Source organism: Erythrobacter sp. (assembly GCF_030066995.1).
Lineage (GTDB): Bacteria > Pseudomonadota > Alphaproteobacteria > Sphingomonadales > Sphingomonadaceae > Erythrobacter.
Genome location: NZ_JASJAP010000002.1, coordinates 134,843 through 151,564 on the forward strand (window position 1 = coordinate 134,843; position 16,722 = coordinate 151,564).

Consider the following 16,722-nt stretch of genomic DNA (forward strand, 5'->3'; position numbering starts at 1 on the left):
ACCAATGCGTCGCATCACATCCTGAAAACGCCAAACGCGGGCCGATCTGCAATCGGAGCCTCGAGCGTCGCAGCAAAAGCCAGCCCTAGCACGTCCCTCGTCTGCACGGGGTCGATCACGCCATCGTCCCACAAACGCGCGGTCGCGTAGTATGGGTTGCCTTCATCCTCGTATTTCTGGCGGATCGGCGCTTTGAAGGTTTCGGCTTCTTCCTCGCTCCATGTGTCGGCATCGCGGTGGACGGTTGCGAGGACGCTCGCGGCCTGTTCGCCGCCCATCACGCTGATGCGCGCATTGGGCCAGGTGAACAGGAAGCGCGGGGAATAGGCGCGCCCTGCCATGCCGTAATTGCCCGCGCCAAAGCTGCCGCCAATCACCACGGTGATCTTGGGCACAGTGGCGGTGGCAACAGCGGTGACGAGCTTCGCGCCGTGCTTGGCAATCCCTTCCGCCTCATACTTCCCGCCGACCATGAAGCCGGAGATATTCTGCAGGAACAGCAGTGGGATGCGCCGCTGGCAGGCAAGCTCGATAAAGTGCGCGCCTTTGACCGCGCTTTCAGAGAACAGCACGCCGTTATTGGCAAGGATCGCCACCGGCATCCCCCAGATATGCGCGAAACCGCAGACCAGCGTGGAGCCGTAGTGCTGCTTGAACTCGTGAAACTCGCTGCCATCGACGATCCGCGCGATCACCTCGTGCACGTCATAAGGCGCGCGCACGTCATCGGGGACGATGGCGTAGAGGTCTTCCGCATCGAACTTGGGCGGGCGCGGGTCACACATTCCGCTGTGAACTCCTGCGAAAGCAGGAGTCTGGTGCGGCATATGGGCTCCTGCTTCCGCAGGAGCGCACGGGTTTCCGAGGTGGCTGACAATATCGCGCACTATCGTCAACGCGTGCTCGTCATTTTCCGCGAGATGGTCGACCACGCCCGATTTCTTCGCATGAAGATCGCCGCCGCCCAGATCCTCGGCGCTGATTTCCTCGCCGGTCGCGGCTTTCACCAGCGGAGGGCCTGCAAGGAAGATCGTGCCCTGATTGCGCACAATCACCGTCTCGTCGGACATGGCCGGCACATAGGCCCCGCCCGCCGTGCAGTTGCCCATCACACAAGCGATCTGCGGGATGCCGAGCGCGGACATGTTGGCCTGATTGAAGAAGATGCGCCCGAAATGGTCGCGGTCGGGAAACACCTCGGCCTGATGCGGCAGGTTCGCGCCACCTGAATCGACGAGATATATGCAAGGGAGACGGTTCTCCTGCGCGATCTCCTGCGCGCGCAGATGCTTCTTGACCGTAATCGGGTAATAGGTGCCGCCTTTGACGGTGGCATCGTTGCACACGATCATCACCTGACGGCCCGACACGCGCCCGATCCCGCAGATTAGCGAAGCGCCGTTGATGTCGTCTTCATACATGCCGTTCGCAGCGAGTTGGCCGATTTCGAGAAAGGGCGAGCCGGGATCGAGCAGGCGCTCGACGCGCTCGCGGGGCAGCAGCTTGCCACGCGACACATGCCTCTCACGCGAGCGCTCCGGCCCGCCGAGAGCGGCTTCGGCAACGGTCGCGCGGAGCTCCTCGGCCAGCGCCCTGTTATGATCAAACCGCGCCTCGGCGTCAGGCGCTTCGCGGTCGAGCTTGGAAGTCAGAACGGGTGCGGTCATAGTCTCCCTGCCCAAGTAATAAATATGGTACAATTAATCGACTCGACCGAGTCGAAGGAGAGGGTGAGATGGTCATGGGGAATATTACCGAAACACTCAGGCCTAGCGAAAGTACGCGGCTTATAAACTTCGAAGAATCTGAGGTCGTACCGGGACTTGTCAGCGGGACATTTTTCTTGGTTGTCAGCGGAGAGGCGCCCTGCGCTAATATGGACGTCCGGCTGAGCCCGATGATATACATCGATTGCCCCGAATACTGGGGCATTGAGGTGGAAGGATCGCTTCCGGGCGGCTTCTGCATGACCGCGATGAAGCCGTTTACGGTTACTATCCCGCTTGCTGGGATCACCGGTTCGAAGGGCATTGAAGTGATCGGCAACGACAAGACCGAGAAGCATAGCGTCGCGGGCGGCTGCGGTTGAGGCCGACTGGCTAATCACCCCGCCGCCCCGATCAGTTCGCGGCCGATCAGCATCCGCCTGATCTCGTTGGTCCCTGCGCCGATATCGAGCAGCTTGGCATCGCGCATATAGCGCTCGACCGGCCAGTCGGTGGTGTAGCCCGCGCCGCCCAGAGCCTGCACGCTTTCGGCGGCCACGCGAAAGGCGTTCTCGCTCGCCAACAGGATCACGCCCGCGGCATCGAAGCGGGTTGTCTGGTCCGCATCGCACGCCTTGGCCACCGCATAGGTGTAGGCGCGCGCGGATTGCAGCGCGACATACATGTCGGCGATCTTGGCCTGCATGATCTGGAAAGACCCGATCGGCTTTCCGAACTGCTTGCGCTCACGCAGATAGGGGATGACCGTGTCGAGGCACGCCTGCATTATCCCGAGCTGCAATCCGGCGAGCACCACGCGCTCGTAATCCAGACCGCTCATCAGCACGCCGACGCCGCCATTGACCGGACCCATGATGCGGTCCTCAGGGATATGGCAATCATCAAACACCAGCTCTGCCGTGGGCGAACCTTTCATGCCGACCTTCTCGATCTTCTGACCGATCGAGAAGCCTTCGTCGCCCTTCTCGATCAGAAAGGCGGTGATCCCGCGCGATCCGGCGCTGCCATCGGTCTTGGCGTACACGACCAGCGTGTCAGCTTCAGGCGCGTTGGTGATCCAGAACTTGGTGCCGTTGAGGACATAGCCGCCCTGCACCGCCTCGGCCTTGAGCTTCATGGATACGACGTCGGACCCGGCATTGGCCTCTGACATCGCAAGGCTGCCGACATGCTCGCCTGAGATGAGGCCGGGCAGGTACTTCGCTTTCTGCTCGTCATTGCCCCAGCGGCGAATCTGGTTGAGGCACAGATTGGAATGCGCGCCGTAGGAGAGGCCGATGCTGGCGCTCGCCCGCGACACCTCTTCGACCGCGATCACATGTTCGAGATAGCCAAGGCCCAGCCCGCCCCACTCTTCCTCGACTGTAATGCCGTGCAAACCCAGTTCACCCATCGGCTGCCAGAGCTCGCGCGGGAAGCGGTCTTCGCGGTCGGTCTTCTCGGCCAGCGGCATGATCTTTTCATCGGCGAAGCGCGCGGTGGTCTCGCGGATCATTTCGCCGGCTTCGCCGAGCTGAAAGTCGAAATCGGGGGTGGCTCGCATGGTGTGTTCTCGTCCCATAATCCCGGCGACGCCAAAGCGCTTGCCGGGGCTGTTCTTCATGTTGCGCGTGCCTTAGCAACGCCTTGGAGAAAGGCCAACGCCAACGATAGGAACCGCGCGCTGTTGCCGGCCAACCCTTCAGGAACCGGTGTGTTTTGACGCACGGGCGCGTTCCTGTATGGCGGCGCGCAAGGGAGGCGTTTTGACCGTTTCTGAATTGAGCCCCTGGCCAAGCGGCACCGACCCCGCAGCGCATCTGTGCGACGAGGAACAACGCCTTGTCACGCTGGCGAGCTACGCGCCCTCGGAGCTGTTTGGCGATGCGGAACTGGCGCGCCTGGCGCGCTTTGCCGCGCATCTGTGCGACACGCCTTCGGCCACGGTCACTCTGGTCGAAGCGGAGCGCCAGATCTTCCTCGCCAGCGAAGGGGTGACGGTCTCGGAGACGCCGCGGTCGACCAGCTTTTGCGCCCACGCGATGCAAAAGGGCGAACTGCTGATTGTTCCGGACGCGACGCAGGATCCACGCTTCGCCGAATTCCGTCTGGTAACGGGCGAGGAACACCTGCGTTTTTATGCGGGCGCCCCGCTCATTTCAGCGGAAGGCGCACCGCTCGGCGCCCTTTGCGTGTTCGATATTGTCGCGCGGCCCGAGGGCCTCACTCCAGTCCAACGCGAAGGTCTCAGTGTTCTGGCCGAAGCGGTGAAGCGGCGTCTCCTGGCCCACCGCCAGGCCGGCGAAGCCACCGACGCGATCCGCGTCAGCGCGCAGCGGCTGCAATCCATGATCGACAGCGTGCCCGACATCGCCTGGTCCGCCGGGCCTGGCGCGCGGTTCGATTACGTCAACGCGCGCTGGCGCGAGCGTACGGGCCTTGCAGCGCCCCGCCATATCGAAGACTGGCGCGCGGTCATCCATCCCGACGAATTCGAACGCACACGCCCCAAATTCGTCGACGCGATCCAGCAGGCGAAACCGTTCGAAGACGAATGGCGCATGCGTCAGGGCGATGGAAGCTATCGCTGGGTACTCAGCCGCGCCGTCCCTTCGACCGATGATCCCGAGACCGCGCGCTGGTTTGGCACCCTGACCGATATCGACGACGCGACGCGCCTATCGAAAGAGCGCGAATTGCTCGCCGGCGAACTCGCGCACCGGATCAAGAACATTTTCTCGGTCGTCATGGGTCTGATCGCCCTGCACGCGCGCGGCGATGAAACCCATGCGGTGTTCGCCGAAGCGCTGACCGATACGATCCGAGCGTTATCGAGAGCGCAGGACTTTACGCTGCAGATCAACCGGATCGAGGAGAAGGATCTCAAGGGCCTGCTCGACGCGCTGATGGAGCCTTACGGCGCGCCCGGCGCTAACGCGGTGAAAATCAGCGGCGACCGCGTCAGCTTTGGCGCCCGGGCGGCCACCCCGCTCGCTTTGGTGTTCCATGAGATGGCGACCAACGCGGCGAAGTACGGCGCACTCAGCGAAGCCGAAGGCACAGTCGATATCCGCGTGTCCCGCGAGGTCGAAAGCGCCACGATCACCTGGCAGGAGACCGGCGGTCCGACTACTCAGCCGCCGCAGAGCGAAGGGTTCGGCTCGCGCCTGATGAGAATGGCGATCGAGAACCAGCTTGGCGGCGCCATAGAATCGAGTTGGCAAGCGACGGGCCTGCGCGCGGTCATCACCCTGCCTTTGGGGCGGCTATCCGACTGATCGCGCAAGCCCCGCCGGGGGTTGGCGCAGCGCTCCCGCCTCTCTAGACACCCAAGTGCCATGCCTGCCAAGACGCGAAATCGATCCATCTTTGGGGCCATGATAGCCCCTGCCCTTGCCTTGGCCCTGGCCCTGGCCCTGGCCGGGTGCGAAGCCCCGGACGGCTCGTCGGACAGCAACAGCGCCGCCCCCGGCGAAGCCGACGCATCGCCAGACACGCCATCGCAAGAGCGCGTGGCGATGGCCGAAACCGCCTGGCTTGCCGTTGGCGCCCAGGGTGAGGTCTTCACCACCTTTATCGACCCCGATGGCCGATACCGCGACTTTGTGAACGGAGAGCTTCGTTTCACCGGAGCCTGGGAGCAGAACGCGGACCGCGATCTATGCTTTTCGCCCGACACGGGGGACGGCGATTGCTGGTCACATGGTGGGCCGGGCCTTGATGGCGTGATGCGCATCACCAACTCCGCGGGGCGCGCGATCGAGATCAAGCGTATCGCCTACACGCCTCCTCCCGAGCCCGAAACGGACGAGACCGAAGAGGCCACCACACAAGGCCGCGCAAGCTAGACCGGTCATCATGGGGGACACCAACAGCGACGCCGAAACGCTGCTTCATTTCGAAGCGGTCGAGCGCCGTTATGGGGCGCGCGGCGAGGTTATCGCGGTGGGCGGTGTTACCTGTCGCATTGCAAGAGGGTCGTTCGTAGCGCTGGTGGGCGCGTCGGGTTCGGGCAAATCGACCTTGCTCAAGATGGTCAATACGCTGGTCGAGCCCTCGGCGGGCCGCGTGCTGTTTGGCGGCAAGGATGTCACCGAACTCAAGCCCTCCACCCTGCGCCGAAGGGTGGGCTATGTCTTTCAGGGAATTGGCCTCTTTCCACACTTCCGAGTGGGCGAGAACATCGCCATCGGTCCGCGTTTGGCCGGGGAAACGCTTTCGCCCGAAAGGATCGCCGAGCTGCTCACGCTGGTGGAGCTTGAACCGGAAATGGCGGACCGCATGCCCGACGAGCTGTCCGGCGGGCAGCGCCAGCGTGTCGGCGTGGCCCGGGCGCTCGCCGGCGATCCGGAGCTGCTGCTGATGGACGAACCCTTCGGCGCGCTCGACCCCATCACACGCGACGCTCTGGGAGAGCGCGTGCGCGAGCTGCACGAGGAATTCGGTCTTACCACTATCATGGTCACGCACGACATGGCCGAAGCCCTGCTGCTTGCTGACCGCGTGCTGGTGATGGATGCCGGTCGCCTCGTGGCGGATGAACGCCCGAGCGCGCTGCTCGCCGGCAAGGGTGGCGCGATCGCGCAACGCCTGGTCGCTGTGCCGCGCGATCAGGCCGAAAAGCTTGCCGCGTTAGAACAGAGAATCGCCCGCAAAACGCACGCTTCCTCTCCCTCATCCGGTGAGGGAGCAGCGTCATGAGCGGCTTTTGGGAGACGCTCTTCACGCTGGGCAACAAGCTGACGGCGCATATTGTGCTGGCAGCAAGCGCCATCGGGCTGGGCATTCTCGTCGCGCTTCCGCTCGCGGTGTGGGCGGCTCGCTCGCAAGCGGTGGCGCGCATCGCGCTCGGTTTTGCGAGCCTTGTGCAGACCATCCCCGCCCTGGCGCTGCTCGCGCTGTTCTTCCCCGTGCTGCTGTCGCTGCGCGCTGTCTTTGGCGAAGAACTGCCAACGCTCGGCTTCCTCCCTGCGCTGCTGGCGCTCGCGCTCTACGCGCTGTTGCCGATCCTGCGCAACGCGGTGACCGCGCAGGCCAATCTCGACCCCGGCGTGCTCGAAGCAGCCGACGGAGTTGGCATGACCGGCTGGCAGAAACTCACTCTGGTCGAAGCGCCGCTCTCCGCGCCCTTTATCATGGCCGGCATCCGCACCGCGAGCGTGTGGACCATTGGCGCTGCGACCCTTTCGACCACGATCGGTCAGCCCAGCCTGGGCGATCCGATCTTTGCCGGACTTCAGACGCAGAACTGGGTGCTGGTACTCGCGGGATGCTTTGCAAGCGCAGGGCTGGCGATGGTGGCCGATGCGCTGTTGGGCCTTATCGAGCGCGGCCTTGCGAAGCGATCCAGGTGGCAATGGGGCGGGGGTCTGGCGACGGTGGCAATCGGTCTCACTTTTGCGCTTTCGGCGCAATTCGGTGACGATAACGAGGACACGATCGTCATCGGATCCAAGCAGTTTTCCGAGAGCATTATTCTTGCTCAGCTGATCGGCCAACAGCTTGAGAAGGAGGGCTTCGCAGTCGAATACCGCACGGGATTGGGCTCCGCGATCCTGCACGGCGCGGTGGCGAGTTCCAGCATCGATATCTCGGTCGACTACACTGGGACAGTCTGGACCAACGAGCTGAAACGCTCCGATAATCCAGGTCGCGATGAGATGTTCAGGCAGATCGTCGAATGGGAACGCGAAAACACCGGCACACGCGTGCTCGGGCGGCTGGGTTTCGAAAACGCCTACGCCTTTGCCATGCGCCGCGACCGGGCTGCGGAGCTGAACGTCACCTCGCTTGAAGACCTAGCCGCGGTTGCGCCGCGCCTTGCCGTCGGCGGCGATCCGGAGTTCTTCGAGCGGCCCGAATGGATCGCCGTGCGCGACGCCTATGGCATGCGGTTCAGGGAGACCCGCAATTTCTCGCCCACCTTCATGTTCAACGCTCTGGAGGCGCGCGAGGCCGACGCGATCAGCGCCTACAGCAGCGATGGCCGGCTAGCAGCGGACACTTACATCCTGCTCGACGACCCGCGCGAGGCGCTGCCCTCTTACGACGCGATGCTGATGCTTAGCCCCGAACTGGCCAAGAACGAGGCCGCCGTCGCCGCGCTTGAGCCGTTGATCGGCGCGATCAGCGTCGAGGTGATGCAGGAAGCCAACTATTCGGTCGATCGTGAGGACGACCGGAAGGTCATGCCGGAAACCGCCGCGCGTCGGTTGGCGGAGACGATCGGGCTCTGATCGACGCCTGCGTCACGACGCTTTCTTCCATATCTGCGTCTGACAGAAAAAGCTGATGCAACCCTTCACTTCGATCGCGTTGGCCCCCTTGCGGCGCACGACCGAGCGGTAGCTCCTGCCGCTCTTGGGATCGTAGATCCGCCCGCGCCACAGCGTCTCTTCCTCGGCAAAGCCCGTCAGGATCGGCAGGCCCATCAGGCGGCGTTTCTGCTTGGCGGGATCGGGATCGTAGATGTCGCGCTGGTCGGCGCCGTCGGGCGGGGGCACGAGGAATTGGGAGATCCGCCCGCACACCGTCGGTCCGCACGGGCTGATCGTGATGATCGCATCCCCTTCTTCGGTGACCCAGCGCCCGGCGATCGGTTCGGCGGCGTGCGTGGCGGCCCCTCCACCAGCGAGAACACCAGCAAAAGCGCCGAGAAGGGCGAACCGGTTATGAGGTTTTCGAGCGGTCATGGCAGGCCTCCCGGGCGCGAGGATATCTCAGCGCTCGAACACCGGTTCGCGGCGCGCGCCCACAAAGTTACATCCGCGTCAATCGAACCCAAATCCAAACGGCCAGCGACGCCCGCACACGCCGAGCACCTTGAACAAGGCGCCCATCTGGTCATCGCGCATCAGCCGGTCGTATTGCCGCTGGATGACATCGGCCTCGCTCGGGTCCTTGCGCTTGAGCGCTTCCATCCGGGTCTCGATCCCCATCTGGTGGAGCCATTCGCCCTGCATTTGCAGACCCATAACCTCCGCCCCGTTTTCCTCCGCAATCTGGCCCAGGCGCTCGAAATCGACATGGGCGGTGATGTCCGCATCGCCGGGAAACCGCAATGGATCGACGCTTGAGTGGTCCATGAGGGCCTGCAGCGTCGAGCCTGAGCGCGCTTCGAGCGGGCCGTAATCGATAATCAAGGCCGCGCCGCCCTGGTTTTTGAGCCGCGTGGCGATCTCGGCCATGAGCGCGTTGGCCGCCGGGCTGGTCTCGATCATCGTCCCTTGCGCGGCGTTCACCCAACTGGGTGGGACAAGGTCATCCACTCGCTCTTCGCCGGCGACAAACTGCAAATCCTTGCCATCAAGTCCAACCATACGCTCATGCCAGCCATCGGCGGAGCGGATCAGCTGCTTGATCGGAAGGGCATCGAAGAACTCGTTGGCAACAATCAGCAGCGGTCGATCTTCGGGCAGCGTTGAGAGATCATCGTGGTGGATCGCGTCGGGAAACTTCTCTTTCTGGATATCTCGCAGCGCTGGCGAAGTCTCGACAAAATGTATCTTGGGGTCGAATTCGTAGCGCGCCGCAGAGCGCAAGGCGTCTTGCGACAGCGTGCCGCGACCCGGGCCAAGCTCTACATAGTGGATGTTCTTGGATGAGCCCATCTTCACCCACAGATCGGCGAACCACAGCCCGATAAGCTCGCCAAACATCTGGCTGACTTCGGGCGCCGTGATGAAATCCCCCGCCTCGCCAAGCGGATCGCGGCTCGCGTAATAGCGCGCGTTGGATTCGCCCATGAATTGCGAAAGGCTGATCGGGCCGGTGGTGGGAATGAGACGACGGTAGGATTCGAGCAGATCGATGTCGGCCGAGGTTGAGGCGGCGTCCGCTTTCTCGGCCTTCTTTTCCGCTTTGGCCTTTTGGGCCTCTTGTGCCGCTTCTTCGGCCAAGGCCTGCGCTTCGGCCTTGGCCTTGGCGTCCGCTTCTGCCTTTTGGCGCGCCTTCTTCTCCGCTGCGGCTTTGGCTTGCGCTTCCTTCTTCGCTTTGGCTTCGGCGGCTTTCTTGGCGGCGGCTTCTTTCCTGGCCTTCTCTTCCGCCTCGCGTTTTGCCTTGGCTTCCGCTTCAAGCCGGGCCTTTTCTTCGGCTTTGGCCTTTGCCTCCGCCTCTCTTCGGGCCTTCGCTTCCGCTTCCGCCTTGGCTTTGGCCTCCGCTTCCGCTTTCTTGCGGGCTCTCTCTTCGGCCTCCGCCTTGGCCTTCGCCTCCGCTTTTAGCCGCGCTTTCTCCTCGGCCTCGCGCTTGGCCTTTTCCTCGGCCTCCCGCTTTGCTTTCTCCTCCGCCTCGCGTTTCGCTTTGGCCTCTGCCTCAGCCTTGGCCTTCGCTTCCGCTTCGCGCTTGGCCTTCTCTTCCGCCTCGCGTTTCGCCTTGGCTTCCGCGTCAAGCCGGGCCTTTTCTTCGGCTTTGGCCTTTGCCTCCGCCTCCCTGAGGGCCTTTGCTTCCGCTTCCGCCTTGGCTTTGGCCTCCGCTTCCGCTTTCTTGCGAGCTCTCTCTTCGGCTTCCGCCTTGGCCTTCGCTTCCGCTTCGAGGCGGGCTTTCTCTTCCGCTTCTGCCTTGGCTTTGGCCTCCGCCTCCAGCCGCGCTTTTTCTTCCGCCTCGCGTTTCGCCTTCGCTTCGGCTTCGAGGCGAGCTTTCTCCTCCGCTTCGGCCCTGGCCTTCGCTTCGGCTTCCAGCCGCGCCTTTTCGGCCGCTTCGGCTTCGGACTTCTCCTTGGCTTCCTTGGCGAGGCGCGCTTCTTCCTGGGCGGCCTTGCGCGCTTTTGCTTCGGCTTCCGCTTTGGCCGTCTGAGCCTTTGCGGACGCGCCGCGCCCTCCGGCATCGCCACCCGACCTGGCACCCGACATGGCGCCCGCTGGCGCGATCCAGCCGGGCGCGGCGCGAACCACTTCGGTCACAGTCCCGTCAGCCTCGATCAGCCGCAGGCGTCCCCGGGTGAAGAATGCACCGATATCAGAGTATGCGGCCCCTCCCGCACCTCCTTTTCTTGACCCTGAACCCGATCTCTTTGCGGCCCGGCGTGGGGCTTTGCCGCCCTTGGCGAGGACAGACGTGTCGGAATCGATCGGCTCCGCGGCCAATTCAGCCTCATTCCAGATTTCGCCTTGCGCCGGGTCCATCTCCGGCACTTCGATGACGGTCCCGTCCGGCTCAATCAACCGCAGACGCTTGCGCCAGATACTGTCCTCGCTCAGGCCGTCGCCGTCTGGGAGCCCGCGCTCGAACCCGGGCCGCTGCCCACGGGCTTCCTCGTCACGGCGTAAAGCGTGACAATCAACCCGGCCAGGATCAGCGGAAGCGTCAGCCATTGTCCCATCGACAAACCGGTTTGCACGGCGAAATCAGACAGCTGTTCGTCGGGCTCACGGAAAAACTCGTTCACAAAACGCGCCATCCCCATGCCAAGCGTGAAGATGCCGACCAAGAGGCCGGGTCGATAGCGCGCTTTGGTGCGCCAGAACAAGAGCATCAGTATGATCAGAAGCGCCAGCCCTTCGAGCCCCGCCTGATAGAGCTGGCTGGGATGGCGCACGACCTCGCCCGCATTGGGAAACACCATGCCCCAGGCCACATCGGTCTCACGCCCCCACAATTCGCCATTGTTGAAGTTGGCCAGCCGCCCCAGAAGCATTCCCATTGGCACGTTGACCGCGATGTAGTCGCACACCCGCATGAAGGAGAGCCGGTCGCGCCAGGTCACAAAGGCGATCGCCAGCAAAACGCCGATCAGCCCGCCGTGAAAGCTCATGCCGCCATCCCATACGCGCAGCAATTGCCAGCTCACCCAGCCCTCGCCGGAAAAGGTGGTGAAAGCGCTGGGGATGCTGGAAGCCCCTCCGGTGTAAAACGCGGCATAGCCCAGCCGTCCGCCCACGATCACACCGAGCGTGCAGTAGAAGAACAGATCATCCGCGTGGCGCTGGGCCAGAGGCGCGCCGGGCTGCTTGATCATCTTGGACAAGTGCCAATAGGCGAACAGCACACCCAGCAGGTAGGCGAGCGAATAATAGCGCAGCTGGAAGCCGCCGATCTCGAAGAGGTAGGGCCGCATTCCCAGATCCGACCAGTAGATCGGCTCGACAGCCTCGACGGCTCCGGTGGCGGCGCCGAGAAGGGCGCCCAACTGGGCGCTCTCAGCAAGTAGTGACAGCACGATGCGAACCTCTTAAGAGTGATTATCAGCCGGGCGGCGTCTCTGCCGCGCGTCTTTGGCATAGGATCCGGTTCGGGGAAAGTGCCCCGCTCCTGAGACGTCATGGAGCGCTCGGGCTCCAGACCTCTGGAAACCCGTGCGCCGATGCCCCAAAGCGGATACAGGGCTGCCGTCCCCGATCAAAGCGGCGCCTGCAAGAAATACAATGGGATCAAGAGGAGAGACAATCGCATGCCCACTCAGCTGGACCAAGCGCTGGACACAATCATCACGGCGCTGACCGCCGAGGGTCAGCCGTTCGCCACAGCGCCGTTCGAGCGCGGCGGCGTCGAAATGCCGGCCTTTGCCGCAGCCCCGCCGACACTGGCGCACTACTTTGCGCATTTTTGCACGCAAAGCGAGCACAAGGATGCCGTGTTCCTGGTCGATGGCGACGTGCGCATGACCTTTGCCGAAGTGTACTCGGCCGCCGCCTGCGTGGCGGAAGGCCTGGTGACCAGACACGGGATCGAGAAAGGCGACCGCGTGGGGATAGCGGCGCGCAATTCGGCCAACTGGATGATCGCCGAGATCGGCATTTTGATGGCGGGCGGCTGCGCCACGCTGATCAACGGCTTCTGGTCGGGCGAGGAACTCGCTTACGGGATCAACCTTTGCGAATGCAAAGTGGTGCTGGCCGATGCGGGCCGCGCGAAACGTCTGGAAGGTGTCGAACACGACGCCAAGATCGTCCTGTTCGAGCACGGCGGCGCGCCGTCAGAAGGTCTCGCCGAAGTCTGGGCCGCGCCCGCTGATCAGGCCTCGTCGGTGGCGATGAGAATGCTCGGCGAACTGACCCCCGATGACCTTGCGACGATCCTCTACACCTCGGGCTCGACCGGCAATTCAAAGGGCGCCTACTCAGATCATCGCGGCGTCGTCCATGGCATTATGAGCTATGTGGCGCAAAGCGCGATGGCAAAGGCGCATCTGGAAAGCCAGGGCGAGGACCTCTCTGCACAGCCCTGCGCGCTGGTCGCCGTGCCGCTGTTCCACGTCACGGGCGAAGTCCCGCTGTTCCTGCAAAGCGTTGCGATCGGTCGCAAGCTGGTGCTGATGCCCAAATGGGACGCGGAAGAAGCAATGCGCCTGATGGAGGCGGAGAAGGTCTCTTACTTCGTCGGTGTGCCGCTGATGAGCTACGAGATCGCCAGCCACCCCAACCGCGGGGACTACGACCTTTCTACGTGCAAAAGCTTTGCCGCGGGCGGCTCGCCGCGTCCGGTCGAGCACGTCAACAAGATCAAGGAAAGCTTTCCCGGCGGATTCCCGCTTCTGGGCTATGGTCTCACCGAAACCAACGCGGTGGGATGCGGCAATTTCAACGAGAACTACCTCGCCAAGCCCGGCTCCACCGGCACGGCGTCAAAGCCGATCGTCGATCTCGCCATCCTCGATGACGATGGCAACACACTGCCGCAGGGCAGCGTAGGCGAGATCTGCATCCGCTCGGTCGCGAATTTCCTGGGCTACTGGAAAAACGAGGAGGCGACCAAGGCCGCCTTTACCGAGGATCAGTATTTCCGCACCGGCGATCTCGGCTATCTCGACGAGGACGACTATCTCTACATTGTCGATCGCAAGAAGGACATCATCATCCGCGGCGGCGAGAATATCAGCTGCATCGAGGTCGAAGACGCGATCTACGCGCACGAAGACATCGCGGAATGCTCGGTCTTCGGACTTCCCGATGAACGCTTTGTCGAAGTGCCCGCGGCGGTGATCTTGACGAAGAAGGGTCGCGAAACCGTCACCCCGGCGGCTCTGCGCGAATTCCTACTTAAGCATATCGCCCCCTTCAAGGTGCCGGACGAAGACCATATCTTCGTGGTGCATGAAACACTTCCGCGCCTTGGCACACAGAAAGTCGACAAGAAGGCCCTACGCGAACAGTACACCAAACAGCTTGCGGCGGCCTGAGCGCGCGCTGATCCGGGGGTGGGCGAACCGGCGAGGAGTGTGGGCGTGAGCGCGTCTGCGGCCGGTTCGCCCCGGAAGCTCCAGGCGCCGCGCCCGCCGCGCAAGTCGCCGCGCGGCCTGCCGCGCCAGCGCGCGATTTTCGATCGACGCACGATCGCGGAATCGATCGCCAAGCTGGTGGAGGCGCATGGAGACAAGGCCCGGCCCCACATCCTGAACACTTTGCGCAACGCGGTCGAGAAGGGGCGCGGTGAACTCGCTCAGCGGTTTGCCAGCAAGCCGTCGGCCGGGCACGAATGCACGGCGGGCCACGCGTTCCTGACCGACCAATTGCTGCGCGTGATCTACGATCACGTGACGGCGCACGTCTACCCCGCGCCCAACCGCACCGCTGCCGAACGTCTCGCCGTGCTGGCGGTCGGGGGATACGGGCGCTCCGAGATGGCGCCGCATTCGGACATCGACATCGCCTTCATCACCCCCATGCGCCGCGCGCCGTGGTGCGAACAGGTGATCGAGGCGATGCTCTATCTGTTGTGGGATCTTGGTCTCAAGGTCGGCCATTCGAGCCGCACGGTCAGCGACACGATGCGCATGGCCAAGGAAGACCTGACCATTCGCACCGCGCTGCTCGAAGCACGGCTCGTCTGGGGGGATCAGGCGATCTATGAGGAAGCTCGCTCGCGGTTCTGGCGCGAGGTCGTGCGCGGCAGCGAGCGCGAATTCGTCACGCAAAAGCTCGCCGAGCGCAATCAGCGGCACGAGCGGATGGGCGACAGCCGCTATGTCGTGGAGCCCAACGTCAAGGAAGGCAAGGGAGGCTTGCGCGACCTCCAGGCGCTCTACTGGATCGGCAAGTACATCCACCGCACCGAAACGGCGGCGGAGCTGGTGGGTGTCGGCCTGCTGACCAAGAGCGAGTATCGCAGCTTTCGCCGGGCGGAGAGCTTTCTGCTGGCCGTGCGCTGTCACATGCACGAACTGGCCGGGCGGGCCGAGGACCGGCTTACCTTCGATCTTCAGCGGCAAGTCGCCGAGCGCATGAACTTCGCCGACCGTCCGGGAAAAAGCGCGGTCGAGCGCTTCATGCAATACTATTTCCTGCAAGCCAAACGCGTGGGCAGCCTCTCGGGCGTGTTCCTCTCCGCGCTGGAGGAGGAGTTTCGCAAGGCACGTAAAACGAGTGTGTTCTCGAAAAACCGCTCGGCCAAGCTGCGCGCGATATCCGGCTTCGTCGTCGCAGACGGAGCGATCCGGGCGCCCTGCGAAAACTGGTTCGAAGACGACCCGGTGCGGCTGATCGAAGTGTTCACCCTTGCCGAGGCCGAAGGGCTTGAGGTCCATCCGCAGACCATGCGGCTTGCGGATCGCGACGCCAAACTGATCGATGCGAAAGTGCGCAAGGATGCGCGCGCCAACGCGCTCTTCCTCGATCTGTTGTGCGGCAAGCGCGACCCGGAAACCGCCCTGCGCTGGATGAACGAGGCAGGGGTCTTCGGACGGTTCGTGCCCGACTTTGGCCGGGTCAACGCGCAGATGCAGTTCGACATGTACCACCACTACACGGTCGATGAGCACACGATCCGCGCGATTGGCCTGTTGAGTCAGATCGAGCGCGGGTTGCTCGAAGCGGACCATCCCCGCGCCACCAAGCAAATCCACAAAGTATCCTCTCGCCGAGCGCTGTTCGTTGCCGTGCTGCTTCACGACATCGCCAAGGGTCGCGGCGGGGATCACTCGGTTCTGGGTGCAGGAGTAGCGCGCCGGCTGTGTCCGCGCTTCGGGCTCGACAAGGCGGAGACCGAGCTGGTCGCCTGGCTGGTGCTCGAACACCTCTTGATGAGCCGCACCGCGCAGAAGCGCGATCTCACCGATCCCAAGACGATCGAGGATTTCGTCGCTGAGGTTCACACGCTCGACCGCCTGCGCAACCTGGCCATCCTCACCGCCGTCGATATCCGCGCGGTCGGGCCTGGCGTGTGGAACAGCTGGAAAGGGCAATTGCTTGGCGAGTTGTACGATGCGGCGCAGGAACGGCTGCGGCTGGGTCACAAGCGACGCGGGCGCAAGGCGCGGGTGAAGGCCAAGCGCGCGGCGGTGCGCGCGCGGCTCGGCTCGGCAAGCGGGCTGGTGGATGATATCGGCGCGTTGATGAACGATGCCTATTGGGTTGCGGAGCCCGAGGACATCATCGCACGCAATCTGCGGCAACACGCCGAGGCGCAAGCGGCGGGCGAACGGCTCTCCATCCGCTGCGACGTCGATGAGGAGCGCGGAGCAAGCCTCGTCAGCGTCATTGCGCAGGATCACCCGGGGCTGTTCTTTCGCATCGCCGGGGGCATTCATCTGGCGGGCGCAAACATCATTGACGCGCGCATTCACACGGCAAGCGACGGGACCGCGTTCGACAACTTCCTGGTGCAGGACCGGCACCGCAAACCGTTCAGCGAAGAGGCTCAGATCGAGCGGCTCAAAACCGGCATTCGCGACGCGTTGATGGGCAAGGGCGAGCTCGTCCAGAAGCTCGCCGCGCGCCCGCTGCGCCATTCGCGCTCCAAGGCCTTTCGTATCGCCCCGGCGGTGACCTTCGATAACGAGGCCTCCAACCGCTTCACCGTCATCGAAGTGAGCGCGCGCGACCGGCCCGCGCTCTTGAACCGGCTGGCCTACGCGCTGTTCGAGGCGAAAGTGATTGTTCAGTCCGCGCATATCACCGCCTATGGCGAAAGCGCGGCGGATACCTTTTATGTGACCGATCTCACCAGAGCGAAAATCACCAGCGAAGCCCGGCTGTCAGAGATCCGCGCTGCGTTGCTCGCCGCGGCCAGCGACAAGCGGCAGAGACAGCTCGAGGGCGCGGCAAAATAGTCACACTTTGCTAAGAAATCGGCTCGAGCTGAAAAT

The 16,722-nt window shown here is 63.5% G+C and carries 12 protein-coding genes; 7 read left to right on the forward strand and 5 right to left on the reverse strand.

Features of this window, described 5'->3' with window-relative positions:
* Window positions 1-14: 14 nt before the first annotated feature.
* On the reverse strand, window positions 15-1,667 hold the full coding sequence (locus QNI87_RS06885) for a carboxyl transferase domain-containing protein (protein WP_300595449.1): 1,653 nt from the start codon (window positions 1,665-1,667) through the stop codon (window positions 15-17).
* Window positions 1,668-1,876: 209 nt separating this feature from the next.
* Here QNI87_RS06885 and QNI87_RS06890 point away from each other — a divergent pair, with 209 nt between their 5' ends.
* Window positions 1,877-2,089 (forward strand): hypothetical protein, encoded by a 213-nt coding sequence (locus tag QNI87_RS06890; protein ID WP_300595450.1) that lies wholly within the window; start codon window positions 1,877-1,879, stop codon window positions 2,087-2,089.
* A gap of 14 nt (window positions 2,090-2,103) precedes the next feature.
* On the opposite strand, the gene QNI87_RS06895 is transcribed toward QNI87_RS06890, so the two are convergent.
* A complete protein-coding gene (locus QNI87_RS06895; RefSeq protein WP_300595759.1) occupies window positions 2,104-3,270 on the reverse strand; it encodes an isovaleryl-CoA dehydrogenase in 1,167 nt (388 codons plus the stop codon).
* Between the two features lie 202 nt (window positions 3,271-3,472).
* Between QNI87_RS06895 and QNI87_RS06900 the strand changes: the two genes are divergently transcribed.
* The 4 genes from QNI87_RS06900 to QNI87_RS06915 all read left to right on the forward strand — a co-directional run bounded on the left by QNI87_RS06900 (window position 3,473) and on the right by QNI87_RS06915 (window position 7,942).
* Complete coding sequence (locus QNI87_RS06900; protein WP_300595451.1) at window positions 3,473-4,984, forward strand: HWE histidine kinase domain-containing protein; 1,512 nt, start codon at window positions 3,473-3,475, stop codon at window positions 4,982-4,984.
* A 99-nt stretch (window positions 4,985-5,083) separates the two neighbouring features.
* Entirely contained in the window at window positions 5,084-5,554 is a 471-nt protein-coding gene (locus QNI87_RS06905; protein WP_300595452.1) for a hypothetical protein, read from the forward strand.
* A gap of 10 nt (window positions 5,555-5,564) precedes the next feature.
* Entirely contained in the window at window positions 5,565-6,407 is an 843-nt protein-coding gene (locus QNI87_RS06910) for an ATP-binding cassette domain-containing protein (protein ID WP_300595453.1), read from the forward strand.
* The gene (locus QNI87_RS06915) at window positions 6,404-7,942 is read left to right on the forward strand and encodes an ABC transporter permease/substrate-binding protein (protein WP_300595454.1); all 1,539 of its coding nucleotides are present in this window, start codon (window positions 6,404-6,406) and stop codon (window positions 7,940-7,942) included. The genes QNI87_RS06910 and QNI87_RS06915 overlap by 4 nt, the downstream gene beginning before the upstream one ends.
* A gap of 12 nt (window positions 7,943-7,954) precedes the next feature.
* On the opposite strand, the gene QNI87_RS06920 is transcribed toward QNI87_RS06915, so the two are convergent.
* From QNI87_RS06920 to lgt, 3 genes are all read right to left on the reverse strand, one after another.
* Entirely contained in the window at window positions 7,955-8,398 is a 444-nt protein-coding gene (locus QNI87_RS06920) for a DUF2147 domain-containing protein (RefSeq protein WP_300595455.1), read from the reverse strand.
* 78 nt (window positions 8,399-8,476) lie between these two features.
* Window positions 8,477-11,014: an SAM-dependent methyltransferase gene (locus tag QNI87_RS15735; RefSeq protein ID WP_366146170.1), complete on the reverse strand. Its 2,538-nt coding sequence runs from the start codon at window positions 11,012-11,014 to the stop codon at window positions 8,477-8,479.
* Complete coding sequence (gene lgt, locus QNI87_RS06930) at window positions 10,897-11,757, reverse strand: prolipoprotein diacylglyceryl transferase (protein ID WP_300595761.1); 861 nt, start codon at window positions 11,755-11,757, stop codon at window positions 10,897-10,899. Before lgt ends, QNI87_RS15735 begins: the two co-directional genes overlap by 118 nt.
* A 333-nt stretch (window positions 11,758-12,090) precedes the next feature.
* On the opposite strand from lgt, the gene QNI87_RS06935 reads away from it, so the two are divergent.
* Entirely contained in the window at window positions 12,091-13,818 is a 1,728-nt protein-coding gene (locus QNI87_RS06935) for a class I adenylate-forming enzyme family protein (protein ID WP_300595456.1), read from the forward strand.
* 117 nt (window positions 13,819-13,935) lie between these two features.
* A complete protein-coding gene (locus QNI87_RS06940; RefSeq protein ID WP_300595762.1) occupies window positions 13,936-16,686 on the forward strand; it encodes a [protein-PII] uridylyltransferase in 2,751 nt (916 codons plus the stop codon).
* The last annotated feature ends 36 nt before the right edge of the window (window positions 16,687-16,722 follow it).